Here is a 26,662-nt window from a genome sequence, read left to right as displayed (position 1 = left end):
TGGATTTGGATAAACAAAAGCATGTCAATATTATTAGCTTGAAGGTATTTTACTTATTTTCTTTTTTTGCAGTAGGAAGTTTAACACCGCTATTAAGCGTTTATTTGGCCAATGAGGCTGGTTTGTCCGGTATTGAAATAGGTACGATCATGTCTGTTGGACCGATAGTGATGATCGTTTTTCAACCTTTTTGGGGAATTGTCTGTGATTGGAGCGGGAGACCAGCAAAAATACTGGCAATGACATCGTTGCTTGCTGGTGTATTCGGTTTAGGCTACTTACTGTTCGAACACTATTTACTTATAGTATCCGTCGCAATCGCTTTGGCTATCTTTCAAAGTGCGATAATACCGGTTTCAGATAGCATCACCCTTCAATATACAACAAAAATCAAATCGAATTATGGGAAAATCCGTTTATTCGGATCACTTGGTTACGGTGTGGCCGTTTTTGTAATGGGAAGGTTATCTGAATCCTTCATGGGTCCTTCAGTGATATTTTATGCCTTTTTCTTCGGTCTTTTGATTGCGGCTAGTCTTGCTCTTCGTTTGCCTGAAGAGCCACCTGGGGAAAAGGTGAAGCTTTTCGGTGGAATGAAAGAATTGATCACCATGAAACGATTTCTTATCTTTCTTGCCATAACGTTCCTGCTATTTGGTCCTAATCTTGCAAATAATGTATACTATGGTTTATTTGTAGAGGCAAGGGGTGGGACATATACAGGAATTGGCATTGCGTTCCTTTTAGCTGTATTATCGGAAATCCCCTTTATGAGAATCGCAGGTACCTGGATCCATAAAATAGGCCTGCTGCCAATTACCTTATTGGCTGGAACGGCCTCATTGGTCCGCTGGGTTTTGTACTTCACCGAACCAAGTTTGGCTACCGTATATGTGACTTCGGTCATTCAAGGGTTTTCACTTGGCTTATTCATTCCTGCAGCTTTACAATATATCAGGGAAGTTGTCCCTGCACGAATAACAGTAACAGCAATAACGCTTTATTCCGCCATTGGCAATGGATTGGGTAACTGGTTCAGTACCTTCAGCGGCGGGATAATCTTGGATAAATCAGGAATATATGCTGTCTATTTATTTTATGGTTTACTCACGCTGATCGGGATGCTGCTTACAATATGGCTCATGAGGTTAGATATAAAATTAAAAGTAATGGGAAAACCCATAAGTACAATAGAAAAATGATGGAAAATATAACGAGAGACCTCTTACCCTTTCATGGTTAAGAGGTCTTTTTTACTTGTCTCTCTACAAGTTTGAGAGGCCTGCTAAATGATCAAGTAGCTTGAACATTCTTTAAAAGCCGAATGGGATTCATTTAATCCCTCAGACTGTATACAAACTCGATTAAAAGTTTTTTAGGGTATGATAGAACCCCTTTTGTAATCCCTTTCCGCCTTTTTTTATTGGTAATTTTAAAAAGGAGATGCTTTTATAAATTGGGATTTATAACCAGAACAATCAGTTTTTTGTTTTTGGAAAGAATATGATTTAATGGAAGGTAGAGAATGAATGGAAGGGTGATTGTTTTGAGCAAACCAAAAGTGTTGGCTGCTACCATCGTATCGGCTCTTACCGGCCTGTTTTTTTTATTTTGCCTTGGATGGGCGATTACTGACCATTACGGAAAAGGAACTTCCGATAGAGAAGTAATTGAAGAAACCCCCATTAAAAATGATCTTCCTGATGATTTTACGGTAGTGGCATTAGGCGATTCATTGACACGTGGCACAGGTGATGAAACAGGGAAAGGCTACGTTGGACTTGTTGTTGAAGATTTGAAGAGTGAGTACAATAGAAAACCAATCATTCATAACCTCGGAATTAATGGACAAGTGTCTAAAGAATTGGTGCAGCAAGTGAAACAACCGGAAGTGAAGCGCCAAATCCAGGCAGCTGATGTTATTTTAGTTACAATCGGGGGTAACGATTTATTTCAAAAAGGCCAGACCCTGCTTGAATATGATCGTGAAGCTATATCTGTATCACAAAAGAATTTCTTGGGAAATTTACATGAAATTTTTAAAGATATCAATAAAGTCAATGATACAGCTACCATTTTATTGCTTGGGCTGTATAATCCGTTTATAGATTTGGATGAAGACTTTGATACGAACCGCATCGTACGGGACTGGAATAATGAAACGGCGGAAGTCGTGGCTCTTTATCAAAATGCAATTTTCGTTCCAACTTTTGATTTATTTCAATTGTCGGTAAATGAGTATTTGTATTCGGATAAATTTCACCCTAATAAGAAGGGATATCGTTTAATTGCTGATAGAGTTGCTCCTTTAATAAAATGGGAGGATGTGGAACGATGAAACAGGTGACATTGTCTGTCAGGGACTTGAGAAAAAGGATTGGCAAAAGGGAAATTATTAAAGGAATTGATTTTGAACTGAATGAAGGGGAGGTTTTCGGCTTTTTAGGACCGAATGGAGCAGGAAAGACGACGACGATCCGCATGTTGGTCGGTTTGATTAAGCCAACTTCGGGTTCAATCCATATATGCGGGTATGATGTTCGTCAGGAATTTACGAAGGCTATGAAGCAAATGGGCTGCATCGTTGAAAATCCAGAGTTGTATCCTTTTTTGAGCGGATGGGATAATTTGCTCCACTTTGCAAGAATGTTACCTGAAGTTGATGAAACAAGAATGAACGAGGTTGTTGAACTCGTCGGTCTGCAAGCTAGGATTCACGATAAAGTGAAGACCTATTCGTTAGGTATGAGGCAGCGCTTAGGAATCGCGCAGGCAATGCTGAACAGTCCCAAGCTCTTGATTTTGGATGAACCGACCAATGGTCTAGATCCTGCCGGAATCCGTGAAATGCGGCAATTCATCAGAAAGTTGGCTGAAGAAGAAGGTATGAGCGTTCTGGTTTCTTCACACTTACTAGGTGAAATACAGCAACTTTGTGACCGGGTCGCAATTATTAAAGGGGGGGAAATTATCAAAACGGATACGGTGGAAAGCTTATTATCCACTCAGGAGCGGATATTTTGGCGGGTGGAACCTATACAAAAGGGAGCGGAAATTCTTAGCGGCTTCACCGAAATTACCATAGATCAAAAATATATCATTACAGCCTATGATGAACTAAAAACACCCGAATGGAATGCTGCACTTAACCAAGCAGGGGTGAGGGTCCATGAAATGAATCGTAAGCTCGCGGGATTGGAAGAATTGTTTTTGCAAGTTACCAGTGTCGGAGGTGCAGGCATTGAATAACTTGATTCAAAATGAAATGATGAAGTTGTTGGCAAAGAAACGGTTAATCATAATCGGTATCATCGTGGGAATTTTAGTGCTGATGTTTACATATGCCCAATACAAACAAGTGGAAGAGCAGCGGGAGAAGTTGGGAACTGATGATTGGCGTGCAGCTCTTCAGCAGCAAATCATTGATACTCAAAATCGATTGGGCTCGAATAGGATGCTCGATGAGTGGCGTGAACAGCTGCAAGTAAGTCTGAAGCAGCAGCAATATTATCTAGATCATGATATCAATCCCTCAGAACCAGGCGCAGCCACCTTTACACGCATGTTTTTGGAAAATGCAATCGATTTGTTCATTCCGCTGTTGATCATGATTGTGGCTAGTGATATGGTTTCCTCCGAAAGCAGTCAAGGGACGATCAAGCTTTTGTTGACCAGGCCAGTGGAGCGCTGGAAAATCTTATTGAGCAAATATGTAACATTATTATTATCGGTTTCGATTATCGTGGCGATGACAGCCTTATTATCTTACCTATTATCAGGTGTCATTTTCGGATATCAAGGATGGGGGGCCCCTGTAATAACCGGATTCGAATTGAATGGGTCAGACGTGGATGTCAGTCAAGTAAGGTTAGTGGAACAATGGAAATTCCTATTGATGGATTTGGGACTTGTCTGGCTGGTGGCGGTTGTTGTAGGTACCCTTTCTTTCATGCTTTCGGTTTTAGTGAGAAGCACCCCTGCAGGCATGGGCATCATGCTGGCTGCATTGATTTCCGGGGCTATATTGAACAATATGGTTTCATCATGGGAATCAGCGAAATATTTCTTTATGGTGAATTTGAAATTGACCGCTTACATTAGCGGGACGGCTCCACCGATTGAAGGGATGACTTTATTATCCTCCGTCATTACTCTGCTCGTTTGGTGGGCGCTAGCTTTAATCGTATCTTTTACAGTATTTACCCGGCGGGATGTATACTGAGAAACAGCCTAATGAATTATAGGTTGTTTCAGTTTGTTGACATAGATGGTTCGGGAGTGTCGCACCCCAACATGATTATAAAAGATGCCTCAGTTTGGCGACAAAATGGGGTTCGGAGTCCGAATAATGAAGTGAAGGTCGAAAAAATTCGTGGACGGTCGAATAAAGTGCAGGGAAGATCGAATAACTTGCGTGGACGGTCGAATAAAGTGTAGGGAAGGTCGAATAACTGCGTGGACGGTCGAATAAAGTGCGATGAAGGTCGAATAACTGCGTGGACGGTTGAAAAAAGTGCGGTGAAGGCCGAAAAACTGCATGATTGGCCGAAAAAAGGTGCCGTGACTGACGAAAAAAGTCCGGCTGGAATCAACTGCAACTTTTTTTAAATAAAAAAACTGTAGGCACACTTGCTCTTCTTCGAGTTTGTCGATCTAATGGTGTTCGGAATGGTCTCATTTCGAATCAGTTTCACGATTTAATCAAGGGAAGATTACCATGAATTTAAAACAAGACCTGGTTATCCTCATATATTTTTACTGTTTATATGAACTGAAAACTCATTGGATTGAAGAAATTTGCGACACTCCTGCCGAACTGGCTAGTCGAGACCCGCTAGATGCTTACGGAGAGGAGGTTTGGCAGACAGTCGGCGGAAAGGGAGCGGATTTTTGAAATCATCTGCAACTTTTTAAAAGAACTGTAGGCAAACTCGCTTTCGAATCTTTCTTACCATCTGAAACAGCCTATATAAATTATAGGTTGTTTTTTATTTTCTCGTACAGGGTATCCTTTAAAAAACAGTATGTTCAAATTAGGAGGATTATAAATGGATGATAATCATTTGAATGAAAAATTCATGCCAATGACTTCAGTTTCCAGTGGAGATGTACAGATTATAAATGAGGATATATATTGTCTGTCCGTCCAAATCGTTAATGTAATTTTTATAGGGTCACCCAAAGATGATAAATGGGTATTGATAGATGCTGGGATGCCGCGTTCAGCAGAGGTAATAAAGAAAACTGCTGAAGAAATATACGGACCGCAAAATCCACCTGCCGCGATTATTTTGACACATGGACATTTCGATCATGTTGGTGCACTGATTGAGTTAATGGAGTATTGGGATGCTCCTGTCTATGCCCACATTAAAGAAATGCCTTATTTAACGGGACAGGAAAATTACCCCGAACCTGATCCTACCGTTGAAGGGGGAATGGTCGCTAAAATTTCATGGGTATTTCCGAATGAGGGAATCAACCTTGATGAAAAAGTTCAGCCATTGCCTGATGATCATAGTGTTCCCGGGCTTCACGATTGGAAATGGGTTCACACCCCTGGCCATTCGAAAGGACATATTTCACTTTTCCGTGAAAGTGACCGAAGTTTGATTGCTGGAGATGCTTTTGTGAATGTCAGGCAAGATTCCCTATACAAGGTTATCACTCAGGAGAAAGAAATAGCAGGCCCACCGCGGTATTTGACAACCGATTGGGAGGCTGCCAAAGAATCGGTAAGGTTATTGGAAAGTCTAAAGCCGACTGTTGCCATAACGGGACATGGTTATCCTGTTGAAGGGAAAGAACTGGAAATGGGTTTAGCGAAGCTTGCAAAGGAATTCGATTCATTAGCTAAACCGGATCACGGGAAATATGTGGAATGAAGCGTGAACGAGTTTCATGAATAATTTCTCTTCAGAAGTCAAAAATAAACAAGCAACTTATGAAAAATGGAGGGATTTCCGTGACTAAATTAAGAGATATCATGACAACAGACGTGGACTGTTGCACTGCGGAAGATAATATATATGAAGCAGCAGTCAAAATGAAGAATGATGATGTCGGTGTCATTCCTGTATTGGAGAATAACCATTTAATTGGTGTTATTACAGACAGGGATATCGTCATTCGCTGTGTTGCCGAGAAAAAGCCGAATTCGACTAGAATTACCGATGTCATTTCCACCAATCTTGTAACAGGCACGCCTGATATGTCAGTGGAGGAAGCTGAGGAGTTAATGGCTACCGAACAAATCAGAAGGCTCCCTATCATTGAGAATGACAAGCTGGTCGGAGTCGTGGCATTAGGTGATCTTGCTGTACACCAACAGACAAATTCAATGGCGGGAAATGCATTAAGTTCAATTTCCGAAGACAGAGACCAAATTCAACACTAAAAATAAAAACTCTGTTAGCTTTTGCTAACAGAGTTTTTATTTTTAAAGATATTTATTAAACCATTCTTTGATTTCCTCAACATGTTGCAAGCGCATTTTTGGAGATCCGCTTCGGGATACTTCATGAGTTTCTTCTGGGAAGGAAACAAGTACCGCTTCTTTATTTTGACGTTTTAAGGCGACAAAAAATTGTTCGCTCTGTTCAATGGGACAGCGGAAGTCCTTATCACCGTGAAGTAAAAGTAAAGGGGTATTCACATCGGAAACATATTTTAATGGAGAGTGCTGCCATAATTTTTCAGCAGAGTTAACGATATCGCCGCCAACTTCCCACTCTGTAAAATAATAGCCGATGTCGCTGACCCCATAAAAACTTAGCCAGTTACTAATGCAACGCTGAGTGACAGCGGCCTTGAAGCGGTTGGTATGTCCGATGATCCAATTTGTCATGAACCCTCCATAACTTCCTCCGGATACCCCTAAATCTTCATGGTCTATAAAATCATACGTAGCTAAAACGTGATCAACTCCAGCCATTAAGTCTTTATAATCCATGCCTCCATAATCGCCCCGGCAGGCATTTACGAAGTCTTGGCCATACCCTACACTCCCGCGCGGGTTAGTGAACAATACAGTATAGCCTTCATTAGCCAAGGTCTGGAATTCATGAACATAGGTATTGGCATACATCATATGCGGACCGCCGTGGATTTCTAAAATGAGCGGATATTTTTGATTACCATCAAAATCGGTCGGTCTCATGATCCAGCCGTGGATGGTAAGTCCATCAACGGACTGGAATGTAATTGGTTCAGCCGTGGACAAATGTTTATCCTTCAAAAAATCCTCATTAACAAAACTGATTTGTTCCTTATCGCCATTGGTAAGGTTATAAGCAAAGAGATCGCCGGGATGAACAGGTGTACTGATGGCCACGACAGCACGGTGGCTTTCGGGATCTATAGTCAGGCCGTATATATGCTGCGGGTCAAGGATTGATGGATACATGGCTCCTTCAATCGAACCATAATATACTCCAGTATTTCCGTAATCACTTATTAAAAAGTAAAAACCTTGGCTATCGTTTGTCCACAAAATACCTGGGTCTACGGCTCCGATTTGGAAATCTCCAATTGCGGAATCGCCTATTTGGACGTCCCATCCATCGGTCAAACACTGAGTCGTTTGATCGAAAATGGAATATAACCAGATATTTGAAAAGGTGGCACCGGCAAATTCTTTATTATGGCCAATGAAAGATAGATATTCGCCATTTGGAGACCATTTCGGATCTCTAAAGAAACCTGTACTATCCGTTATCTTCTCTAAAGATTTCGTTTCAAGGTCCATGATGAAAATATCGGAAAAAAGTTCATCATCACTTCTTTCTGCATCCCCGCTTATGAATGCAATATGCTGTCCGTCTGGTGACCATGCATTCGGTTGATGATCAACATTGTTTTCCGTTATCAATGTGGATTCTCCCTGAAAAATGTCCACTATAACCAGCTGCTGATATAACTGATCAAAATAGCCTCTTCCATCCCATTTATACTTAATCCGGTCATACCTATTAACTTCTTTGGTCAAATCATTTTCCTTAACCGTATTAAGGTTTTCGTCCTCCTTTAACCCGGTAGAAAGCAGCAACTTGGTGGAACAAGGAGACCAAATAGGTTTTGAAGCGCCGTTAACGAAATGGGTCAACTGGCGAGCTTCCCCACCAATGCTCCCAATGATGTGGACTTGTTTTTTCCCTGATCTGCCTGATATAAAGGCAATATGCTTGCCGTCGGGGGACCATGCTGGTGATGTATCACGATTATTCCCAAACGTCCATTGCTTTGTTTCATTCGTAATCAGGCTGAACATAAACAGATTGGAAATGTATTTTTCCGTTTTTTCATCGATTCTGGTTTGGACATAAACCGCCATACTGCCATCCGGTGATAGCTTTGGATCGGTCACTGATTTCAAGTGAAATAAGTCTCTTGCTGTTATACCTATTTTGTTCATCCTTTTCACCCTTTCATTTCTCATAGTTATGTATTTCGCTAAAGAGAAATATAATTCCTTTAGTAAATGGTAAACGCGTAAGGTTTATTTATCAAGGACGAAAGAAATGAAAAAAATCCGGCCTTTTCATCAGGTCGGATCATCAGGTTATATAGGCAAAAACTTACAACTACTTATGCATGTGTCGTGTATGTGGGCGGTGCGGCGGTATTTGGAAATTATGTTCTTCCATCATTTTATAATGTTTTTCAAAATGTGAAACCATTTTATCGGCTTCTTCTTTTGAAAGCGCTCCATACTCGACATATTTTTGGATCAATATCTTTTTGTCAGCGAGTATCTGCTTTTGGATCTTGCCGATTTCAGATTTTTGAGCATCAGTGAATTGTACACGTTCCGTTTTTGCTTTATTTTCCTCTGCAGCTGGGTGGTTGAGGTTGAATAAGAATAGGGAACAGGCTGTTAAACAGATGACTAAAAACTTTTTCATGAATGAACGACTCCTTCTTTTGTTTTTTTGCCTTATGAAGAATTGTAGAACATTTAAAACCTTAAAGTCTCTTCCTTGTAAAATGTTTTTCTTTATGGAAGATTCCTTATTTCTTTATTATCATTTACAGCATTTACAGTTTTATGTAAAAAAATAGGTAAGGGTTTGTTAAAGAAAGATATGGGTAATTTAAATGTAAGCAAATATTTTGATGTAACTTCTTATTAATAAAAATCCTTAAAGAATGGGGGAGTATCATGATTTGGACGATTATTGGTGTAATAATATTATTATGGGTTCTTGGTTTAGTCTTTAAAGTGGCTGCAGGCTTTATACATATCTTGCTTATCATCGCGGTCATTCTCATTTTGGTTAAAGTTTTTAAGGGAAGGAATCGAATGTAGATGTGTATTGAATGGCTGACGTGGAAAAGCTTATAAATACCAATGTAAAAGGCGGCCTGGTGAACAGGCCGCCTTTTACATTTCCATTAAGTTGTCAATCGTAAGGAAGTGGCTGGCCTAACAACCTCTTATGAATCCATATCGCTGCTTGGGTGCCATCCCCCATCGAAATGGTGACTTGTTCGGAATGGGCAACGAGGTCACCGCCTGCCCAGACTCCTTTAATATTCGTTTCTTTAGTCCGGGGATGAATCACGACATGATTGTTTTCATTGACTTGCACACCTAATTGTAGGGCTAGGTCATTATTTAGTTTGTTCCCTTTAAACGCCGTGAATGCTTTTTCAGCCTCGATTATTTTACCGGAGACTAATTGTATGCCCGTTAGCTGCTGTTTGTCGTCGACATGAACCTCACAAACTTCTTCTTCGATTACGGGTATCTGATTTCCCTTCAATTTTTCCTTATAATCATCATCAATTTTTGATTTCAAATGATTTACGTAAATGATATCTTTTGACCAATATAAAAGTGTAAGGGCCATGCCCGCACCCGTATTTCCGCCTCCAAGAACAACGGTTTGCTTATCCATGATCTCATACCCATCACAGTCAGGGCATATATATGTGGATGTCCCAAGAGTTGGATAGATGTTTTTGATTGGAGGAATGTTATCGGTAATGCCGGTACCGAGAAAAATCATTTTTGCTTGATATTCCCTGTCATTCTTTGTTTGGATAAAAAACTTGTCCTGTTTTTTTTCAAGAGATGTCACAGTATCATCCAAGAATTCGACACCGAATTTTTCAGCGTGCTGTCTGCCAAGCGTCCTTAATTGTTTACCGCTTACCCCATCCGGCCATCCAAGAATGTTATGATAAGCCTTGGCAATGGAAGAGCGGCCTTGAGCAGAATCAATGACGATAATATCATGTTTATACCTTCCGAGCTGTATAGCTGCCTGAATACCGGCTATACCTCCACCAATAATAATGCAATCTGCTTGTTTCATGAATTCACCGCCCATAAATTTGGAATAAACCTAGTGTTATTCTATCTGTAAAAAATATACCACTAGTCGCTGGCGCTTAAACAAAAAAGAGGAAAGTCCGCCAGCTGGCGGACCTTCCTCTTTTTCAGTTAATGCCGGTATCATTGTTCTTGTATTGGTTCGAGCCATTCTTGTGCCCAATTTTGAATTTCGTTCATTACCGGTGCAAGAGCCTTGCCTTTTTCAGTTAAAGAATATTCAATCCTGACCGGTGTCTCTGGATATACGTCCCTTTTAACAATACCTTCAATTTCCAAGTCCTTTAAACGTTCGGAAAGAATCCTGCCGCTTATCGGGAATGCAGATTCAATATTACAAAACCGTTGAGGGCCATTAAGTAATTGATTGACAATCAATCCAGTCCAGCGTTTACTCAAGATTTGCATTCCTTTTTCAAATCGTGGACAAAGTGTCGTATTATTCATCTTATCACCTCATTATTAATATATTATAATGCATTTACCTCATATGTAACAACTTTACCGATAATTATTTAGTTACTAGAGGATATTAAAGTATAAGAAATTTATGTGCTTACTTTAAGTATCATGATAAGAAATTCGCCTCGTAATTGCCACATTTTTAAAAAAAATGCGCTTTTAAAAAATGTGTTCTTTAGGGATACCGTGAAAAATATGTTATTTTAATATTGAAGTCAAAGTTTTACAAATGGAAGGGTTCGTGGGAAAGATGAGTGATTTACTGCAAGAGGCCGTATCCTTTATCAGGACAAGTTATCTGGAATTATCGAAAACGGAAGAGGACATAGATGGCAGGATTGAACAAATCAAAAAGGAAATAGATGAAACAGGCAGATATGAACATACATATGAAGAATTGGTTTATGGTGCTAAATTAGCTTGGCGTAATAGCAATCGTTGCATAGGGCGCTTTTTTTGGGAGTCGCTGAGGGTGATTGATAAAAGGATGATTCAAAGCGAAGAAGAAATTGTATCGGCTCTCTATGAGCATATCGAATATGCAACGAATAATGGGAGCATCAGGCCTGTGATTACAATTTTCAAACAAAAAGATCATGATCAAAAAGTGGATATTTGGAATCATCAGCTTATTCGATATGCAGGATATGAGACGGAGCATGGCGTAATCGGCGATTCAAGTTCAATAGCATTCACCAAGCAATGTATGGCATTGGGATGGGAAGGGAAATTCGGGCGTTTCGATATTTTACCCCTAGTAGTCCAATTGGACGGAAAAACCCCTAGTTTACATGAAATACCTGAGAGCCTCGTTAAAGAAGTTCAAATCACCCACCCTGAACTGACATGGTTCAAAGATCTTCAAATCAAATGGTATGCAGTTCCGATCATATCTGGCATGAGGCTGGAAATTGGCGGAATCACGTATTCAGCTGCACCATTTAATGGGTGGTACATGGGAACGGAAATCGGTGCCAGGAACCTTGCTGATGAAGAACGCTACAATATGCTGCCGGCAATTGGGGAGAGGATGGGCTTGGATATTAAACGTGATTCAAGTTTATGGAAAGATCGAGCTCTTATCGAACTGAATGAAGCAGTCCTTCATTCGTATAAAAAACACGGAGTCAGCATTGTTGATCACCATACAGCAGCTAAACAATTCAAGAAATTCGAAGAAAAAGAAACCACTTGTAACCGGAAAGTTACTGGGGACTGGACCTGGTTAATTCCGCCGGTATCTCCAGCCACAACCCACGTTTTTCATCAGCCATATAATAATGAAATAATGAAACCTAATTTCTTTTATCAAATTCCTCCATATAAATAAAGGTTTACATTAATTGGCGTTGGGTATATATATATCAAGCCAATAAATAAGGGGGAAGGTAATGATGGCATTAGGAAGAAACGTGGTATTACTAGGAGTCGGAGTTGCCGGATTCTCATTTTTATCGAATAAAACGAACAGAGGAAAAATGAAGGACATATGGTCAAATGCAAAAGCAAAAACAGTAGGCTTTTGGAATAGGACGGCTTCAGAGCTTGATCCTGTAATTGAAAAGGCAGGTCACCCTGATCCATATGATCATGACGACAATAAAATGGTAGATGAAGGCGCCATGTATGGTGTTCACTATTATAATAATGCTAAGCATGGATAACGTTATCAGACGCTTGGGGAAACCCAAGTGTTTTTTTTGTGGTAGTTTTTATTAAATTTTCCAAGCGATAAAAACTGATAATTTCGAATTCAAAACAGGGAACCAAGGTATTAAATTCGTTATTGTGCTTTAAAAGAATAAGGATTAAGATTAAAGAATCGAAAGGAAGTGGATACGAGTGAGCAGCAGTTCTTATGATCCTGAACCCAGAAAGCAAGAGGAAGCCAATATGATGCTAGAAGTCGAGACTGTTATTCTCCCTGAGTATCTGCTCGAAGAAGGTAAATAAGGCTTTCTCTATAGAAGAGGAGGTCAAGAAATGATTGAAATCTACAAGACGGATGAAAACCGACACCTAAACAAGATCGAGGAAATGACAAAAGGTTCCTGGGTGAACATTGTCGCGCCCACAGAAGCTGAAATAGATTATATATGTACGACTTTGAAGTTACCGATAAATTTCATGAAAGATCCGTTGGATGATGAGGAAAGGCCTCGAATCGAAAAAGAGGATGATAATGTTTTAATTATTGTCGACTTCCCATATTTGACCAGGGATGAGGCCGACTTACCGATTTTTGAAACAATACCTATAGGGATGATTTTTACCAAAGACTGTTTCATTACGGTATCTTTGAAAGAAACACCGATATTGGCGAATTTCAAAAACAATAAGATAAAAGGATTTTTCACCAATAAGAAAACAAGGTTTGCCTTACAATTACTATTTGAGATTTCATCCTATTATTTACGTTACCTGAAACAAATCAACAAGATGACTAATGAAGCGGAACGTGAATTGCATCAGTCCATGAAAAATAAAGAATTATACACTTTCCTGTCTTTGGAAAAAAGCTTGGTTTATTTTACGACATCATTAAAATCCAATCGGGTAGTACTTGATAAGATCCTCCGTTTTAATTATTTGAAAATGTATGAAGAAGATAAAGAATTGCTTGAGGATGTAATCATCGAAAATGCTCAGGCAATTGAAATGGCAGAAGTGTATCTATCCATTCTTAGCGGTATGATGGATGCATTCGCTTCGATCATTTCCAATAATGTCAATAATGCCATGAAGTTTCTAACCTCCGTGACCATTATTTTGACGCTGCCGACGATGGTGGCAAGCTTCTACGGAATGAATGTGGAACTGCCATTTGAACATAATCGGTTTGCTTTCATTTTTACATTATTAATAGCCATCACATTGGCGGGGACGACGGCATTCATTTTTTGGAAGAAAAAATATTTTTAAAATTAACCGGCTTATTAAGCCGGTTTCAGTTTGTCTACAGTTTTTATTAGGGGTTTGTGTAATTTGGACATTGATTGGAACGTAGGGCACTCGCTTTCCGCGGGCGGTCCGGGAGCCTCCTCGGCGCCTATGCGCCTGCGGGGTCTCCCCTGGACTCGCATTTCCCGTAGGGGTCTCGCACCTTACGTTCCAACCAACTTTGTTTTAACTTTTAGATAGAACCCTTACGCCTAAAGTCTTTATTGCTTTAAAATAGAATTAATAAAACTTTAGGTGATAAGGATGCTTTCTAAACATGATTCTATTCAGCGTGTTCAACTTGAAATGATTACTATAGATCAACTGGTGCCGAACCGTTTGGTTGAGGCTGCCAAGCCGGTTTTGTTTTATTCCTCAAAAAAATCAGCAAATCCTTCACTGTTAATTCGATCGGTATAAGGGTTCTCATCTTTTACATTCTTTGCATCCAAATTTGTTTTAATCACTAAACGGGGACTCTGTGATGCTTCTCTGATGATACGGTCGTTCAACTCTTTAAAATCCGGAATATTCTTATTGCCGGGTCTGTTTGGTTCCAATTAAACCACCTCCATTTGTATCTTGGCAATAAAGGATGGGGTGTATTCATGAATATTATTAGGATTGGGAAGGATAAGGACTGAGGAGGAGATCATGATGACCAAATGGAACGAGCAAGCAGCTCGCAATAATAATTTAAGGGCAAGTGATTTAAACCCAGATGGAACCGATAAAGGAAAAATGGATTCAAAAACAATTGATGGAGATCAATTGAATGATCTAAAGATCCAAGAGGAAATCAGAAAGCAAAATATGTAAGAGAAGTCCCTGACTTCAAAGTTAAGCAAAAAGGATCAAGCAGAGGAAAACGCTTGGCGGATAAACCAAGCGTTTTTTTTTTGCGTATCATGAAGACGGAATTCCATGGTTGTTTTAGAATTCTTATCAAGAACGCTTTTGCTTTTTGAGTGAAGAGGGTTGAGTGAAGGACCCGGTTTCTTTCGTAGTGGTACCTTGCCCTTCTACCTGGGAAGACCCTAAACGGGTTTGTGAAGCATCTTTCTTGTTTTTTCCATTCATGTTTATCACCTCGATATTACTTTCCCTTTTTCCTTTGCATCCTATACATATATTGAAGGTGAAAAGGACAGGTTAGAAGGTAGAGGAGGTGTGTGTTGATGTCAAAAATCGGTGTTGAAGAATCATTAACGAATATTCAGGAAGCACTTCGTGAAAAAGGTTTTGATGTTGTGGAGATTAAACAAGAAGCTGACGCAAAAAACGTGGATTGTTGTGTGGTAACAGGTTTGGAAAGTAATGTAATGGGTATAAGCGATACTTCATTAAAAGCGTCTATCATTGAGGCAAGTGGTTTAACGGCTGATGAAGTGTGCCGCGAGGTTGAAAATAAAATGAACGCCATTCAATAGTTCAAAAAGTGCCTAAACCGATATAGGGTTAGGCACTTTTTTTGTTCAAGGTTACTGTGCTATGGAAATTGCTGCATTCAATTCCACCGCTACATTCCCTTTGATCGCCTTGGAAATCATACATGAGGCTTCAGCTTTTTCAGCAAGTTTCCTCGCTTTTTCAACCACTTTTTCTGAAGTCCCCGGTATTAATATAAGTTCAGGGCGATGAATGATTTTCTTGTAGGTGAATACACCATTCGTAACATCCACTAACGCTTCCGATTGCATGGTCAAGCTCACTTTTTCTATATGGGCTCGCTCTAACATGGCAGCAAAGGTAATGATATAGCAGGTCGATGCCGCCCCAAGCAGCATTTCATCGGGATTAGTGCCGATCCCTGGTCCATCCATTTCAGTTGGAATACTTATCTGTGTTAGAAGATTCCCTGAATGAATTGTGCCGATATCATTTCTGCCGCCTGGCCACTCTGCGGTTAAATGAAAGTGATGTATCGTCATTTTTTTTACCTCCTTACCATTTCTATAGTGTAAACGATAAAACAGGCTAAGTATTCGATTTTGCTCACTCGGGTGAGTAATCATACAGCAGTGGGTCGAATTAAGTTTTCAGTATGCCAATTCAGCAAGCCGACCGTAGCGGTCGAGCGGATAGGCATTATTGATATAAAGGATACTGTTGATGAAACAAAAGGCAGAGGCATCAGGCTATTTTAAGCACAATATTGGATAGGCTTATCTATAATGATATAGACGGTTTAATATAAATAATACTTCATTAAGGAAGGGCTGAAAAGTTGACTACATTGAGTAATATGTTCGATTTGACTAATAAAACGGCTATCATAACCGGCGGCGGCAGAGGGCTGGGCAAACAGATCGCCATGGCGTTGGGGGAGGCTGGTGCTAATATAGTCATTGCTTCACGAAATCTTCCTGTATGTAAGGAGGTATGTGAAGACTTGCAATCGATGGGTGTTAATGCCGTTGCCTTTGAATGTGATATCACGGATGAGAGTGCCATTGACCGTGTCGTCCAGGAAACGGTTGCCCAATTTGGCACGATTGATATTCTTGTCAATAATAGCGGTACGTCCTGGTCAGGTCCGCTTTTGGATCTTCCTAAGGATAAGTGGGAAAAAGTATTGAATGTTAATGTTACAGGTACATTCCTGTTTTCACAAGCTGTAGCGAGGGTCATGAAGCGGCAAAATTCAGGGAAAATCATAAATATTGCATCGGTGACAGGTCTTGGCGGGACGTTTCCTGAGCTATTGGATACGATAGCTTATAACACCAGTAAGGGTGCCATCATTACAATGACGAAGGATTTAGGAGTTAAGCTTGCTAGATACGGCATCCAAGTCAATGCGATAGCACCTGGATTTTTCCCGACTAAAATCACAAAGAAAGTTCTTGAAAAGTCCGACTATGACATATTAGGCAAAATTCCTGCTGGCAGGTTTGGCGATGAAGAAGATTTAAAGGGGGCTGCCGTATTTTTAGCCTCACAGGCTTCTGACTATATGGTTGGTCATGTTTTGATCATAGACGGAGGTATATCGGCATTAGTATAAACGGAGGAGAAAGGAAGATATATATGGCGGAAAAATCAAATTTTTATAAAGGGCTTAAATTGCTAGGCGCACAAAAAGAACAACAGCTTAATGATAAAATTAAGGATTTGCTAAATAATCGTGAGTTAATAGAAGCAGTAAGCGACAATGCCCAAATGCAGGTTCCAAGAATAAATAGAATGCAGGAAGCTTCAGAAAGAATGTCCATCATCATGAATTATCCAACAAAAAAGGATGTGGCGGGAATCGCGAAATTAGTGATCCAGCTCGAAGAAAAAATTGATAGGATAGAAGATTTGCTCTCTACACTTGATGATGATAGGGGCGGAAATCTCAGAGGTAATTCTTCAAATCGCAATAAACGCAATGCTTTTTCATCTCGCAGTAAGAAAAAGAAGTCAAAATGGGATTCCATTGAAATGGAAGGGAGTAAAAAAAGGATATCGAATTTCTTAAATGATTCCCTGTTGATAAGTTCACAGTTGGAGTTCAATTCTTTTAGACAGGGGAATTCTAATGTCTAAACGGAAAGTGCCGAAAAATCAATCCGAAACCATACCAAAGTGGAAACATTTTTTGGATATTCCCAATCAGCCAATGCCTGAAATGGGACTGACGCCTAAAATATCGGTGTGGAAAAAAAACAAATCATCGCTTTGGTATTATCCGTCGGCAAAAAAAAAATATGATGTGCCGGTTTTTCTTATATATTCACTAATCAATACTCCTTTGATTCTTGATCTGTCCCCAGGGAATAGTCTAATAGAATCTTTTGTAAATGAAGGCTTTGATGTATATTTGCTTGATTTTGGAAGTCCGGGTTTTGAAGATGGCGAAATATCGATCGAAGATTATATCGTCGATTATATTCAAAAAGGAGTGCAGCGTGCATTGCGCCACTCTGGGGCATCGGAAATTACAGTAATGGGATTTTGCATCGGCGGTACAATAGCCGCAATATATGCTGCCATTGCTGACGAGCCAATCAAGAACTTGATTCTTTCCGTTACACCGGTAGATTTCAGTGCCTCGGAATCTTTTGATCAGTGGCAGGAAGCATTAAAAGAAGGTACCGTGAATTTCGACGATACGATTGATATTTATCAAACGATTCCAGCCAGTGCTGTTAAATATGGAATCCGTTTAATTACATCTCCTATCTATATATCACCGTATTTATCATTATTGAATCAAGCGGATGATGAGGAATACGTTAAGAATTGGCGCCGCTTCAATGCGTGGATCAATGGGCATGTGCCGTTATCCGGAGCAGCTGCCAAACAAATAACCAAAGACCTTTTGATAAAAAATCGCTTGGTTAATGGGGGCTTTAAGGTAAGGGGGAAAAAAGCGAAGCTATCGAAAATTGATGCTAGTGTTTTGGTCATTGCAAGTAAGTATGATCGATTGGTCCCTCAGGAAATGATTTATCCGGTAATGGAGCATTTAACTTGTAAGGATAAGACATATAGCCTACTGAAAAGCGGACATGCGGCTAAACAATATTCCGATGGACTCCCATATTATTTGAAGGAATGGCTACCAGGACGTTCATCACCAATTCAATAGGTTACTGGGGGATGTGAAATATACGTGTTTAACACCAGTGAGAATTTTAAAATTATGCCGGTTGTTGAATATATGGGCTTTGCGGCATTGATATTTTCAAAATTTTTTGCAACATTTCCGGATTACTAAAGTGAAATAAATGAAGGGGCTGGCTCGGTGTGTAGAGCCAGCCCCTATTGTATCATTGATAATATTTCACTCGTTCTTCAAGTGGTGTGAAGTCTTTATCACCAGGCTCTGCAGTGGGTTTTCCAAAGGGCATCTGAGCGATGAGTTTCCAATCGCGTGATATATCCCATGTCTTTCTCACTTCGTCATCGATTAAAGGATTATAATGCTGAAGGCTTGCACCAAACCCCTCAATTTCCAAGGAAGTCCATACGACAAATTGTAAAATGGCAGACGATTGGTTCGACCAAATCGGAAAGTTTTCGGCATACGTTTTGAATTGTTCTTGAAGCCTTGTTATAATGGCCTGGTCTTCAAAGAATAAAACCGTACCATAACCATTTATAAATGACTTCATTTTTTCTTCCGTTTTTTCAAAATCTTTGTCACCGACAGCTTTTCTTAATGTGTTTTTCGTGATGTCCCATAATTGGTCGTGGCTTTGACCTGTTAAAACAATCACTCTTGCACTTTGGGAGTTGAAAGCGGAAGGGGAATATTGAACGGCATGATCGATAACTTCTTTAATCCTTTTATTAGGGACAACACGTTCCTTGCTAAGGGAATAATAAGAGCGTCTATCTTCAATTGCGCTAAAAAAATCTTTAGCCATATATCATACCTCCATTCATTATACCGACTTATTTTGACCTGATTTTATTATTTTATGAAAAGTGTATACAGGTGAAATTATTTGAATGAAAATGGTTGACAAATTAATCGCTGTCATTTATCTTTAAATCAAGATATTTTTATTAAAAGTATTATATGTTTGGTTAAATACCTCGAATTCGAGATATTATTTACGGATTATTTCATCTCTGTAAGGGGAGATTTATAAAGATAGGAGTGGTAAGGATGGAATTAAAAGGATTACATCATGTTTCGGCGATTACAGCTAAAGCGGGAAATAACTTTGATTTCTACACAAAAGTCTTAGGGATGCGATTAATCAAAAAAACGGTGAATCAAGATGATGTTCGTGTGTATCACTTATTTTATGGAGATCAAATTGGTTCTCCGGGTACGGAATTGACGTTTTTTGAAATTCCCAATGCTGCCCGCACTCATGAGGGAAACAATAGCATTTCAGAAATTTCTTTAAGGGTTAGAGATGATGAAGCTCTAGGATATTGGAAAAAACGGTTTGTGGAATTCAATGTTGAGCATGATGAAATATCGAGCCGTTTTGAAAGGAAGGTGCTTTCTTTTAAAGATCCTGAAGGGCAGAGGCTACTTCTGGTTTCCGATCAGGATAATAACGGCGTTCAGGGAGGATCACCATGGGTTGGAAGCCCGGTACCGAAAGAGTTTTCTATCCTTGGGTTAGGACCGGTAAGACTTACTGTACCTAATATTGAACAAACAGAAATTGTTCTTTCCGAGGTATTGGGGTTCAGGAAATCAGGCACATATCCTTCTTCAATTAGGGGGCAAAATCCAATTGTCGTTTACGAGACAGGTGAGGGAGGAACAGGAGCGGAACTTCATATTGAAGAAAGGAATGACATTCCTCGGGAAAGGTTGGGGAGGGGTGGAGTACACCATGTTGCCTTTCGGGTGGATAATGAAGAAGAACTGAGAAAATGGATAGAAAAAATTAGTGAATCAAAATTCGTGAACTCTGGATATGTGGACCGCTTTTATTTTCGTTCACTGTATTTTAGGGAGCCGAATGGCATATTATTTGAACTAGCTACTGATGGACCTGGTTTTGCAGTGGATGAAGCAGAGCAGCACCTAGGTGAGAACCTTGCCCTGCCGCCATTTTTAGAATCAAAAAGAAAGGATATTGAATCGAATTTAAAACCACTGAATACAAAATCAACAAATTAATCAACGGGAAAGGAAGTAATCGGCATGCAAAAGCAAAATGCAGGAATACATCATATAACCGCAATTGTAGGCAATCCTCAAGAGAATGTGGATTTTTATGCTGGAGTGCTGGGAATGCGTATGGTGAAGAAAACCGTTAATTTTGATGATCCAGGCACCTATCATTTATATTTCGGAGATGAATCAGGTTCACCGGGCACTATCATCACTTTCTTTCCTTGGCCTGGGGCATACCGAGGGACAATTGGCTCCGGACAAGTGGGGATTACAACATATGCCGTTCCGGAAGGTTCAATGGGCTTCTGGGAAACGCGCTTGGGTAAATTTAATATTGACTTTGAAAAGATCTCACGCTTCGGCGAGGATTATCTGGGATTTCAGGATCCACATGGATTGCAACTTGAACTGGTTGAGCGTAAAGAAGGTAAAAATAGCGAGTGGTCATTCGGCGGTGTACCAGCTGACAAGGCGATCAAGGGATTCGGCGGTGCGGTATTATTGACGTCGAAACCGATCAAAACGATGGAACTATTAGAGGAAGTGATGGGTTTGCAAAAGATGGGGGAAGAGGGTGATTTCATCCGCTTCAAATCCACATCGGACATCGGAAATTTGGTAGATGTTAAAAAAACTGTTTTGCCAAATGGGAAAATCGGAGTGGGAACTGTCCATCATCTTGCATGGCGTGCAAGCGATAATGAAGATCATAAAGAATGGAGGGAGCATATCGCAAACCATGGCTATGGCGTGACACCCTTTACAGACCGCCAATACTTCGATGCCATTTATTTCAGGGAAGATGGAGGCATACTCTTTGAAATTGCCACAGATCCACCTGGCTTTGCTCATGATGAAACGAAGGAAACGATGGGTAGTAAATTAATGCTGCCGCCCTGGCTTGAAGAAAAAAGGGAGATCATGGAGAAAACGTTACTGCCGGCAGTGCCGAGAGTACTAGAGGAGGATAAATGATGAAGCATATTTTTCAAAAAGGAAGTAATCCAGATGCACCGTTGCTTTTGCTTTTACATGGCACTGGAGGAACGGAAACGGATCTCTTGCCATTATCGGAAATGGTTTCACCGGGATCATCCGTACTCAGCGTACGGGGAAATGTACTTGAAAACGGAATGCCCCGTTATTTCCGCCGGCTGGCTGAAGGAGTTTTTGATGAAGAAGATTTGATTTTCCGTACGAAGGAGCTTTATGACTTCTTGGAATCAGCGTCCGGACAATATGACTTCGATCGTGACAGAGTGGTGGCATTAGGTTATTCTAATGGTGCAAACATAGCAGCAAGTTTGATGTTCCATTTTGAAGGGGCATTAAAAGGAGCGATTCTTCATCATCCAATGGTGCCTAGACGCGGGATTGCTTTGCCGTCCCTTTCGGATATACCTGTATTCATTGCTGCAGGTAAAAACGATCCGATTTGCCCGGCAGCAGAAACTGATGAACTTAATCAAATTTTACTGCAAGCTGGTGCTGCGGTGGATGTTCACTGGGAAAATTACGGTCATCAGTTAACACGTTCAGAGGTTGATGCAGCAAGTTCATGGTTTCAAAAGAACTTTTTATAAGAATGGGAGGGATGAAGATGATTTCAGTTAATCCTGAAAGTCTTACTGAACGGGAGAATTATAAGTTTTTGACTGGAAGCATCATACCGAGACCAATAGCCCTGGTTACGACACAATCCGAAACCGGTACAATCAATATAGCTCCGTTCAGTTTTTTTAACATAGTCAGTTCCAATCCTCCTATGATTTCCATTTCTGTTCAACGGAAAGAAGGAGCTTCGAAGGACACTGCCCGAAATGCAATTCAAACAGGTGAATTCGTTGTTCATATCACTGATGAAGATAATGTTGCTGATGCAAATCGAACGGCCAAGGAACTCCCGTCTGACGAAAGTGAATTGGGTCTTACCAATTTCACTCAGGCTGTTAGTGAGAAGGTGTCGGTACCAGGATTGCAAGAAGCGAAGGTACGCTTTGAATGCACATTGGAGCATGCGATACCATTGGCAGGTTCCAAGAATAAACCTGGTTGTGATTTATTGATAGGGAAAATAGTCTGCTATCATATAGAGCAGGAGATTTACCATAATGGCCGGATTGACCAGAATGGGCTAAAACCTGTAGCAAGATTAGCGGGTCATACTTATACAAAACTAGGGGAATTATTTGAAATACAACGACCTTAAGGAATAAGAAAGAAAAAATGGCGTCATCTTTTAAGGTGTCGTCATTTTTTTAAAATTATTCCCGGTTAGCATTATCTGCAATTCTAATACTGTAAGCGACTGTTCCAAAAACAAGTTCATATCTATGCCAAAGGTGCGATGATCGTATGGATTTTAAAGGAAGTCTTTACAGACCGAAACAAAACTTGACAATTTTTGCATAGATTGATAAAGTTATAAAAAAATAACTTCTTATCCAGAGAGGTGGAGGGACTGGCCCTATGAAACCTCAGCAACAGGTCTGCAATGACACTGTGCTAATTCCAGGGGGTGAAACCTTGATAGATAAGACCGTACGTGTTTATTTGTCAGTAACGCACTCTTTTTTAGAGTGCGTTTTCGTTTTTTCTGGGTGCAAGATAAAGGAGAGTAAGAATGGAGAACAAAAGGAATCATGATTTTCAAAGGAAAATGCAGGCACGGCATATAATAATGCTATCGCTTGGCGGGGTGATTGGAACAGGTTTATTCTTAAGTTCGGGTTATACGATTCAACAGGCTGGCCCATTCGGCACCATCCTTTCGTATCTGATTGGGGCATTAGTGGTTTATCTAGTCATGCTATGTCTGGGTGAACTGGCAGTACATATGCCCGAGACAGGTGCGTTTCATAGCTACTCAGCTAAATACATAGGTCCTGGGACAGGGTATACAGTAGCCTGGTTGTATTGGCTAACTTGGACTGTTGCACTAGGATCGGAATTCACGGCTGCAGGATTGTTGATGCAGAGATGGTTTCCATCAATCAATGTCTGGATATGGAGTGCACTATTTGCCATATTGGTCTTGGCATTAAACGCGTGGACCGTTAAATTTTTCGCTGAATCCGAATTCTGGTTTGCGTCTATTAAGGTATTTGCCATTGTAATTTTTATTATTTTGGGAGCAGCGGCAATGCTAGGTTTTATTCCAATAATTCATTCACAATCCGCTCCGTTATTCTCCAATTTTACAAGTGAAGGTTTATTTCCGAATGGTGCTTTTGCCATTCTAATGACGATGCTTGCGGTGAATTTCGCATTCTCTGGAACTGAATTAATCGGAATTGCAGCTGGAGAAACTGTGAATCCAGAAAAAACGATACCAAAGGCAATCCGTATGACATTATGGAGATTGATTATCTTTTTTGTAGGAACCATCGTTGTATTGTCCGCATTATTGCCTATTTCGGATGCAAGCGTATTAGAAAGCCCCTTTGTGGCAGTTCTTGAACGGATTGGTGTGCCATATGCAGCGGATATTATGAACTTTGTTATATTAACTGCCATTTTATCTGCTGCAAACTCAGGACTGTATGCATCATCCAGAATGCTTTGGTCACTTGCAGATAAGGAAACTATATCACCAATATTTGCAAAATTGACAAAACGGGGAGTTCCGATTTTTGCAGTCCTTTTCAGTATGTTGGGCGGCTGCTTAGCCCTGTTCTCGAGTATTATTGCACCGGATACTGTTTACATAGTGCTTGTATCCATTTCTGGACTAGCCGTGGTTGTAGTTTGGATGAGTATTAGCGTGTCACAGTTTCTATTTCGCAGACGATATATAAAAGAAGGAAATTCAGTAAATGACTTGGCTTATCGAACGCCATTATATCCACTCGTACCAATCGTTTCTTTTATGCTATGCCTGGCTTCTTGCATAGGAATTGCATTTGATCCTACACAACGAATTGCACTATATTGTGGCATTCCATTTATTTTGTTTTGCTATGGAAGTTATTATGTGACAAAAACATATAAAGAAAAGAGGAGTAGATCATGAACAATAAAACTAACCCAATTGACGCTATTTTACGAGATCATTCAGTCATGATTTTGGACGGAGCTTTAGCTACAGAGCTTGAGAGGCATGGATGTGATTTGGACGACCCGCTCTGGTCTGCACGTGTATTACTTGAAAATCCAGAAGTGATTTATCAAGTGCATTCTGACTACTTTCGTGCTGGAGCGGACTGTGCGATTACGGCTAGCTACCAAGCCACTGTTGAAGGTTTCGCCCTCCGCGGAATACAAGAAAAAGAGGCTTTGGAGCTAATCCGGAAAACGGTTTTACTCGCAAGAAAAGCAAGAGATGATTTTTGGAAGGAAGAAAACCAAACGCTTAGGCCTAAGCCATTGGTTGCTGCATCTGTTGGCCCTTATGGGGCTTATCTTGCAGATGGTTCGGAGTATATAGGAAACTATGGTGTATCGGATGAAACTTTAACGGCATTTCATCGCTCACGGATATCAGCGTTGATTGAAGCAGGAGCTGACCTTTTAGCATTTGAAACGATTCCTTCCCTGCAAGAAGCAAAAGTATTATATTCATTATTGAAGGATTATCCAGAAGTTTATGCTTGGCTATCCTTTTCATTGAAAAATGAAAAAGCGATAAGTGACGGTACATCACTCGAGGTGTGTACAAGATTGTTTGGGGACAGTGAGCAAATTGCAGCAATCGGCATCAACTGTGCGCCAGTATCATGTATCACGGAAGCCATCCAGGTGTTGCGCGCAAACACGGATAAACCAATCATTGTTTATCCGAATTCAGGTGAAACATATAATCCAGAAACTAAAACATGGCATGGTCAAGAATCATGTAACAGGCTCGACCTGAAATCTGAAGAATGGCACCATGCAGGGGCGCGTTTAATTGGAGGGTGCTGCAGAACGGCTCCACATCATATCGGAGACATTTCAAGAAAGTGGCGACCTTCCGTGGTGGTATCCTCCTAGCCCTTGTTCTGTTATCAAACGTTATAAGGTATGTAGGTAGTATATAGAGCCTAACTAAAAGGAACAGGAAGCGTCATAATCAGACGGTTCCTGTTCCTTTTTGAGTTCATTATTCAAATTCGAGTTATCTTATCTCTTGAGCTGAAAAAGAAACCGCTGCAAAAACAGTAATAGGAGAAATTAAATCATAATATTTGTGTGCTTGGGAAAACTAAACAAACAATGAATAGAAAGGAGAGAAATGAGTATGAGCCGTGGGAAAAATTTTAATCACAAAGAAAAAGGCCATCCAGGAAATTTACCTAATAATAGAATTAGCGAAGAGAAGGAACACAGCCGGCAGTATGAACAAATCGAGGATATTGTCACACATGAAGCTTTTAAAAATCGGGAAAAAGAAGACGAGATGCCTTAATATATTGATATTTCATGTATATACGGGGGAAAACCATGAGCTTTTGCTATGGTTTTTTCTTTCATTACTAATACATACCTTGTTGGAAAAGGAAGTATGCTAAATAATAAGCCGACTTTCTTCTATATAAATAATAAAACTTAAATTTCTCAGCTCAGGGCTTCATTAGTCTTAAGTCACTAAGACGGATTAGTAAGTATAATCTGCATTGTCAACCAGAAAAAATTAAGGGTAATGTCTAAAAAGGGCGATCTTAATTAATCAGAACCGGCTTATCCTAAATGATGAAAGCCGTGGTATTTTACAGTTTTAAATAAACATGCCAGGTACATCGTGAATATTATAAGAACCTGATGAAGTACGGTTCGTTCCCCAAATTTAAGTCTTAAGCGCAATTTCTTCTATGTTTCATTTTGTTTATCGCGATTTATTTCCACTTCTCGTTTTGCTCTAATAAAAGCGATAAATTGAATCGTCTCCTCTTCAGAAAGAGAGATTCCATCAACGGCTAGCTCCATATTTGGTAAATCCGTTAATTCCATGACTTGAGGTGACTCTGTGGTAATATCTTTAGCTGGATGATCTACCCGACCTAGAATGTAATCAGTGGATGTATCATATAGGCCTGCCAATAAACTAATCGTTTCTAATGAAGGGCGGCGGTGGCCCGATTCATAACCTGCATAGGTACTCTTGGCGATTCCGAGCCTGTCAGCCGTATATTGCAAAGACCACCTTTTGCACTTCCTTAATGTAGTTAATCTATTTAATATCATTTTTATTACTCTCCTTTTATATAAATCCATTATACCATCATATGACAATAAAGTGTACGCGTAATGAATAACTTTAGCTTGATTTCGACCTTGAACAGAACTATAATTACATGTGATGTACGCGTAACATGAACATTTACAATGGATACATCCTTTCTGAGATGCTTAGAATGATTGGGATACAG

At 40.1% G+C, this 26,662-nt stretch carries 32 protein-coding genes and 1 riboswitch; of the genes, 23 read left to right on the top strand and 9 right to left on the bottom strand.

The window, feature by feature from the left end:
* Window positions 1–5: 5 nt before the first annotated feature.
* The 7 genes from ABOA58_RS15060 to ABOA58_RS15030 all read left to right on the top strand — a co-directional run bounded on the left by ABOA58_RS15060 (window position 6) and on the right by ABOA58_RS15030 (window position 6,397).
* Entirely contained in the window at window positions 6–1,202 is a 1,197-nt protein-coding gene (locus tag ABOA58_RS15060) for an MFS transporter (protein ID WP_350299037.1), read from the top strand.
* A gap of 344 nt (window positions 1,203–1,546) precedes the next feature.
* Window positions 1,547–2,338 carry an SGNH/GDSL hydrolase family protein gene (locus ABOA58_RS15055; protein WP_350299036.1) on the top strand — a complete coding sequence of 264 codons (792 nt, stop codon included), beginning with the start codon at window positions 1,547–1,549 and terminating at the stop codon, window positions 2,336–2,338.
* Window positions 2,335–3,249: an ABC transporter ATP-binding protein gene (locus tag ABOA58_RS15050; protein WP_350299035.1), complete on the top strand. Its 915-nt coding sequence runs from the start codon at window positions 2,335–2,337 to the stop codon at window positions 3,247–3,249. The genes ABOA58_RS15055 and ABOA58_RS15050 overlap by 4 nt, the downstream gene beginning before the upstream one ends.
* Window positions 3,242–4,222: an ABC transporter permease gene (locus tag ABOA58_RS15045; RefSeq protein WP_350299034.1), complete on the top strand. Its 981-nt coding sequence runs from the start codon at window positions 3,242–3,244 to the stop codon at window positions 4,220–4,222. Before ABOA58_RS15050 ends, ABOA58_RS15045 begins: the two co-directional genes overlap by 8 nt.
* Window positions 4,223–4,717: 495 nt before the next feature.
* Window positions 4,718–4,894 carry a hypothetical protein gene (locus tag ABOA58_RS15040; RefSeq protein WP_350299033.1) on the top strand — a complete coding sequence of 59 codons (177 nt, stop codon included), beginning with the start codon at window positions 4,718–4,720 and terminating at the stop codon, window positions 4,892–4,894.
* A 154-nt stretch (window positions 4,895–5,048) separates the two neighbouring features.
* Window positions 5,049–5,885, top strand: a complete 837-nt coding sequence (locus tag ABOA58_RS15035) for an MBL fold metallo-hydrolase (RefSeq protein WP_350299032.1) — start codon at window positions 5,049–5,051, stop codon at window positions 5,883–5,885.
* Between the two features lie 80 nt (window positions 5,886–5,965).
* Window positions 5,966–6,397 (top strand): CBS domain-containing protein, encoded by a 432-nt coding sequence (locus ABOA58_RS15030; RefSeq protein WP_350299031.1) that lies wholly within the window; start codon window positions 5,966–5,968, stop codon window positions 6,395–6,397.
* A 42-nt stretch (window positions 6,398–6,439) separates the two neighbouring features.
* Here the strand turns inward: ABOA58_RS15030 and ABOA58_RS15025 are convergent, their stop codons facing one another.
* Window positions 6,440–8,413 (bottom strand): S9 family peptidase, encoded by a 1,974-nt coding sequence (locus ABOA58_RS15025; RefSeq protein ID WP_350299030.1) that lies wholly within the window; start codon window positions 8,411–8,413, stop codon window positions 6,440–6,442.
* 169 nt (window positions 8,414–8,582) lie between these two features.
* Window positions 8,583–8,903, bottom strand: coding sequence for a YckD family protein (locus tag ABOA58_RS15020; protein ID WP_350299029.1), 321 nt, complete (start codon window positions 8,901–8,903; stop codon window positions 8,583–8,585).
* Window positions 8,904–9,160: 257 nt separating this feature from the next.
* Between ABOA58_RS15020 and ABOA58_RS15015 the strand changes: the two genes are divergently transcribed.
* On the top strand, window positions 9,161–9,307 hold the full coding sequence (locus ABOA58_RS15015; RefSeq protein ID WP_106027466.1) for a lmo0937 family membrane protein: 147 nt from the start codon (window positions 9,161–9,163) through the stop codon (window positions 9,305–9,307).
* A gap of 94 nt (window positions 9,308–9,401) precedes the next feature.
* Here the strand turns inward: ABOA58_RS15015 and ABOA58_RS15010 are convergent, their stop codons facing one another.
* The gene (locus ABOA58_RS15010) at window positions 9,402–10,319 is read right to left on the bottom strand and encodes an NAD(P)/FAD-dependent oxidoreductase (RefSeq protein WP_350299028.1); all 918 of its coding nucleotides are present in this window, start codon (window positions 10,317–10,319) and stop codon (window positions 9,402–9,404) included.
* A 140-nt stretch (window positions 10,320–10,459) separates the two neighbouring features.
* Complete coding sequence (locus tag ABOA58_RS15005; RefSeq protein WP_101225109.1) at window positions 10,460–10,783, bottom strand: winged helix-turn-helix transcriptional regulator; 324 nt, start codon at window positions 10,781–10,783, stop codon at window positions 10,460–10,462.
* Between the two features lie 265 nt (window positions 10,784–11,048).
* Between ABOA58_RS15005 and ABOA58_RS15000 the strand changes: the two genes are divergently transcribed.
* The 3 genes from ABOA58_RS15000 to ABOA58_RS14990 all read left to right on the top strand — a co-directional run bounded on the left by ABOA58_RS15000 (window position 11,049) and on the right by ABOA58_RS14990 (window position 13,720).
* Window positions 11,049–12,128: a nitric oxide synthase oxygenase gene (locus tag ABOA58_RS15000; protein WP_350299027.1), complete on the top strand. Its 1,080-nt coding sequence runs from the start codon at window positions 11,049–11,051 to the stop codon at window positions 12,126–12,128.
* Between the two features lie 61 nt (window positions 12,129–12,189).
* Window positions 12,190–12,462, top strand: coding sequence for a hypothetical protein (locus tag ABOA58_RS14995; RefSeq protein ID WP_350299026.1), 273 nt, complete (start codon window positions 12,190–12,192; stop codon window positions 12,460–12,462).
* Window positions 12,463–12,781: 319 nt separating this feature from the next.
* Window positions 12,782–13,720: a magnesium transporter CorA family protein gene (locus ABOA58_RS14990; RefSeq protein WP_350299025.1), complete on the top strand. Its 939-nt coding sequence runs from the start codon at window positions 12,782–12,784 to the stop codon at window positions 13,718–13,720.
* A gap of 386 nt (window positions 13,721–14,106) precedes the next feature.
* Here ABOA58_RS14990 and ABOA58_RS14985 read toward each other — a convergent pair whose 3' ends face one another.
* Window positions 14,107–14,298, bottom strand: coding sequence for a hypothetical protein (locus ABOA58_RS14985; RefSeq protein ID WP_350299024.1), 192 nt, complete (start codon window positions 14,296–14,298; stop codon window positions 14,107–14,109).
* 94 nt (window positions 14,299–14,392) lie between these two features.
* Here ABOA58_RS14985 and ABOA58_RS14980 point away from each other — a divergent pair, with 94 nt between their 5' ends.
* Window positions 14,393–14,557 (top strand): hypothetical protein, encoded by a 165-nt coding sequence (locus ABOA58_RS14980; protein ID WP_350299023.1) that lies wholly within the window; start codon window positions 14,393–14,395, stop codon window positions 14,555–14,557.
* A gap of 126 nt (window positions 14,558–14,683) precedes the next feature.
* Here the strand turns inward: ABOA58_RS14980 and ABOA58_RS14975 are convergent, their stop codons facing one another.
* A complete protein-coding gene (locus ABOA58_RS14975) occupies window positions 14,684–14,818 on the bottom strand; it encodes a YuzL family protein (protein ID WP_101225105.1) in 135 nt (44 codons plus the stop codon).
* A gap of 98 nt (window positions 14,819–14,916) precedes the next feature.
* Between ABOA58_RS14975 and ABOA58_RS14970 the strand changes: the two genes are divergently transcribed.
* Complete coding sequence (locus ABOA58_RS14970; protein ID WP_350299022.1) at window positions 14,917–15,168, top strand: YkuS family protein; 252 nt, start codon at window positions 14,917–14,919, stop codon at window positions 15,166–15,168.
* 51 nt (window positions 15,169–15,219) lie between these two features.
* Here ABOA58_RS14970 and ABOA58_RS14965 read toward each other — a convergent pair whose 3' ends face one another.
* Entirely contained in the window at window positions 15,220–15,669 is a 450-nt protein-coding gene (locus ABOA58_RS14965; RefSeq protein ID WP_350299021.1) for an OsmC family protein, read from the bottom strand.
* Window positions 15,670–15,983: 314 nt separating this feature from the next.
* Here ABOA58_RS14965 and ABOA58_RS14960 point away from each other — a divergent pair, with 314 nt between their 5' ends.
* Genes ABOA58_RS14960 through ABOA58_RS14950 form a run of 3 tightly spaced genes read left to right on the top strand, consistent with a single transcriptional unit; the run spans window position 15,984 to window position 18,314 of the window.
* Window positions 15,984–16,745, top strand: coding sequence for an SDR family oxidoreductase (locus ABOA58_RS14960; RefSeq protein ID WP_350302884.1), 762 nt, complete (start codon window positions 15,984–15,986; stop codon window positions 16,743–16,745).
* A gap of 23 nt (window positions 16,746–16,768) precedes the next feature.
* Window positions 16,769–17,269 (top strand): hypothetical protein, encoded by a 501-nt coding sequence (locus ABOA58_RS14955; protein ID WP_350299020.1) that lies wholly within the window; start codon window positions 16,769–16,771, stop codon window positions 17,267–17,269.
* Window positions 17,262–18,314, top strand: coding sequence for an alpha/beta fold hydrolase (locus ABOA58_RS14950; protein WP_350299019.1), 1,053 nt, complete (start codon window positions 17,262–17,264; stop codon window positions 18,312–18,314). The genes ABOA58_RS14955 and ABOA58_RS14950 overlap by 8 nt, the downstream gene beginning before the upstream one ends.
* 181 nt (window positions 18,315–18,495) lie before the next feature.
* On the opposite strand, the gene ABOA58_RS14945 is transcribed toward ABOA58_RS14950, so the two are convergent.
* Window positions 18,496–19,095, bottom strand: a complete 600-nt coding sequence (locus ABOA58_RS14945; RefSeq protein WP_350299018.1) for a nitroreductase family protein — start codon at window positions 19,093–19,095, stop codon at window positions 18,496–18,498.
* 245 nt (window positions 19,096–19,340) lie between these two features.
* On the opposite strand from ABOA58_RS14945, the gene ABOA58_RS14940 reads away from it, so the two are divergent.
* The 7 genes from ABOA58_RS14940 (at window position 19,341) to ABOA58_RS14910 (ending at window position 25,701) form a co-directional block, all read left to right on the top strand.
* Entirely contained in the window at window positions 19,341–20,318 is a 978-nt protein-coding gene (locus ABOA58_RS14940) for a ring-cleaving dioxygenase (protein WP_350299017.1), read from the top strand.
* Between the two features lie 24 nt (window positions 20,319–20,342).
* Window positions 20,343–21,290, top strand: a complete 948-nt coding sequence (locus ABOA58_RS14935) for a ring-cleaving dioxygenase (RefSeq protein ID WP_350299016.1) — start codon at window positions 20,343–20,345, stop codon at window positions 21,288–21,290.
* Window positions 21,290–21,898 carry an alpha/beta hydrolase gene (locus ABOA58_RS14930; protein WP_137017487.1) on the top strand — a complete coding sequence of 203 codons (609 nt, stop codon included), beginning with the start codon at window positions 21,290–21,292 and terminating at the stop codon, window positions 21,896–21,898. Before ABOA58_RS14935 ends, ABOA58_RS14930 begins: the two co-directional genes overlap by 1 nt.
* 17 nt (window positions 21,899–21,915) lie before the next feature.
* A complete protein-coding gene (locus tag ABOA58_RS14925; protein ID WP_350299015.1) occupies window positions 21,916–22,524 on the top strand; it encodes a flavin reductase family protein in 609 nt (202 codons plus the stop codon).
* Window positions 22,525–22,752: 228 nt separating this feature from the next.
* A riboswitch (SAM riboswitch) is annotated at window positions 22,753–22,855 on the top strand.
* Window positions 22,856–22,938: 83 nt separating this feature from the next.
* Window positions 22,939–24,327 carry an S-methylmethionine permease gene (gene mmuP / locus ABOA58_RS14920; RefSeq protein ID WP_434547736.1) on the top strand — a complete coding sequence of 463 codons (1,389 nt, stop codon included), beginning with the start codon at window positions 22,939–22,941 and terminating at the stop codon, window positions 24,325–24,327.
* On the top strand, window positions 24,324–25,286 hold the full coding sequence (gene mmuM, locus ABOA58_RS14915) for a homocysteine S-methyltransferase (protein ID WP_350299014.1): 963 nt from the start codon (window positions 24,324–24,326) through the stop codon (window positions 25,284–25,286). Before mmuP ends, mmuM begins: the two co-directional genes overlap by 4 nt.
* Window positions 25,287–25,533: 247 nt before the next feature.
* Complete coding sequence (locus ABOA58_RS14910; RefSeq protein ID WP_162878727.1) at window positions 25,534–25,701, top strand: hypothetical protein; 168 nt, start codon at window positions 25,534–25,536, stop codon at window positions 25,699–25,701.
* Between the two features lie 401 nt (window positions 25,702–26,102).
* Here ABOA58_RS14910 and ABOA58_RS14905 read toward each other — a convergent pair whose 3' ends face one another.
* Complete coding sequence (locus ABOA58_RS14905; protein ID WP_350299013.1) at window positions 26,103–26,477, bottom strand: helix-turn-helix domain-containing protein; 375 nt, start codon at window positions 26,475–26,477, stop codon at window positions 26,103–26,105.
* Between the last annotated feature and the right edge of the window lie 185 nt (window positions 26,478–26,662).

Source organism: Peribacillus frigoritolerans, assembly GCF_040250305.1.
Taxonomy (GTDB): domain Bacteria; phylum Bacillota; class Bacilli; order Bacillales; family DSM-1321; genus Peribacillus.
This window is presented reverse-complemented; position numbering and strand designations above follow the sequence as displayed.

Excerpts from the sequence above, each read along its gene's own strand:
- ABOA58_RS15050 (WP_350299035.1), top strand. The coding sequence starts at position 2,335 with ATGAAACAGGTGACATTGTCTGTCAGGGACTTGAGAAAAAGGATTGGC.
- ABOA58_RS15040 (WP_350299033.1), top strand. The coding sequence starts at position 4,718 with ATGAATTTAAAACAAGACCTGGTTATCCTCATATATTTTTACTGTTTA.
- ABOA58_RS15035 (WP_350299032.1), top strand. The coding sequence starts at position 5,049 with ATGGATGATAATCATTTGAATGAAAAATTCATGCCAATGACTTCAGTT.
- ABOA58_RS15025 (WP_350299030.1), bottom strand. The coding sequence starts at position 8,413 with ATGAACAAAATAGGTATAACAGCAAGAGACTTATTTCACTTGAAATCA.
- ABOA58_RS15020 (WP_350299029.1), bottom strand. The coding sequence starts at position 8,903 with ATGAAAAAGTTTTTAGTCATCTGTTTAACAGCCTGTTCCCTATTCTTA.
- ABOA58_RS15015 (WP_106027466.1), top strand. The coding sequence starts at position 9,161 with ATGATTTGGACGATTATTGGTGTAATAATATTATTATGGGTTCTTGGT.
- ABOA58_RS15010 (WP_350299028.1), bottom strand. The coding sequence starts at position 10,319 with ATGAAACAAGCAGATTGCATTATTATTGGTGGAGGTATAGCCGGTATT.
- ABOA58_RS15005 (WP_101225109.1), bottom strand. The coding sequence starts at position 10,783 with ATGAATAATACGACACTTTGTCCACGATTTGAAAAAGGAATGCAAATC.
- ABOA58_RS15000 (WP_350299027.1), top strand. The coding sequence starts at position 11,049 with ATGAGTGATTTACTGCAAGAGGCCGTATCCTTTATCAGGACAAGTTAT.
- ABOA58_RS14995 (WP_350299026.1), top strand. The coding sequence starts at position 12,190 with ATGATGGCATTAGGAAGAAACGTGGTATTACTAGGAGTCGGAGTTGCC.
- ABOA58_RS14990 (WP_350299025.1), top strand. The coding sequence starts at position 12,782 with ATGATTGAAATCTACAAGACGGATGAAAACCGACACCTAAACAAGATC.
- ABOA58_RS14980 (WP_350299023.1), top strand. The coding sequence starts at position 14,393 with ATGATGACCAAATGGAACGAGCAAGCAGCTCGCAATAATAATTTAAGG.
- ABOA58_RS14975 (WP_101225105.1), bottom strand. The coding sequence starts at position 14,818 with ATGAATGGAAAAAACAAGAAAGATGCTTCACAAACCCGTTTAGGGTCT.
- ABOA58_RS14970 (WP_350299022.1), top strand. The coding sequence starts at position 14,917 with ATGTCAAAAATCGGTGTTGAAGAATCATTAACGAATATTCAGGAAGCA.
- ABOA58_RS14965 (WP_350299021.1), bottom strand. The coding sequence starts at position 15,669 with ATGACGATACATCACTTTCATTTAACCGCAGAGTGGCCAGGCGGCAGA.
- ABOA58_RS14960 (WP_350302884.1), top strand. The coding sequence starts at position 15,984 with ATGTTCGATTTGACTAATAAAACGGCTATCATAACCGGCGGCGGCAGA.
- ABOA58_RS14955 (WP_350299020.1), top strand. The coding sequence starts at position 16,769 with ATGGCGGAAAAATCAAATTTTTATAAAGGGCTTAAATTGCTAGGCGCA.
- ABOA58_RS14950 (WP_350299019.1), top strand. The coding sequence starts at position 17,262 with ATGTCTAAACGGAAAGTGCCGAAAAATCAATCCGAAACCATACCAAAG.
- ABOA58_RS14945 (WP_350299018.1), bottom strand. The coding sequence starts at position 19,095 with ATGGCTAAAGATTTTTTTAGCGCAATTGAAGATAGACGCTCTTATTAT.
- ABOA58_RS14940 (WP_350299017.1), top strand. The coding sequence starts at position 19,341 with ATGGAATTAAAAGGATTACATCATGTTTCGGCGATTACAGCTAAAGCG.
- ABOA58_RS14935 (WP_350299016.1), top strand. The coding sequence starts at position 20,343 with ATGCAAAAGCAAAATGCAGGAATACATCATATAACCGCAATTGTAGGC.
- ABOA58_RS14930 (WP_137017487.1), top strand. The coding sequence starts at position 21,290 with ATGAAGCATATTTTTCAAAAAGGAAGTAATCCAGATGCACCGTTGCTT.
- ABOA58_RS14925 (WP_350299015.1), top strand. The coding sequence starts at position 21,916 with ATGATTTCAGTTAATCCTGAAAGTCTTACTGAACGGGAGAATTATAAG.
- mmuP (WP_434547736.1), top strand. The coding sequence starts at position 22,939 with ATGGAGAACAAAAGGAATCATGATTTTCAAAGGAAAATGCAGGCACGG.
- mmuM (WP_350299014.1), top strand. The coding sequence starts at position 24,324 with ATGAACAATAAAACTAACCCAATTGACGCTATTTTACGAGATCATTCA.
- ABOA58_RS14910 (WP_162878727.1), top strand. The coding sequence starts at position 25,534 with ATGAGCCGTGGGAAAAATTTTAATCACAAAGAAAAAGGCCATCCAGGA.
- ABOA58_RS14905 (WP_350299013.1), bottom strand. The coding sequence starts at position 26,477 with ATGATATTAAATAGATTAACTACATTAAGGAAGTGCAAAAGGTGGTCT.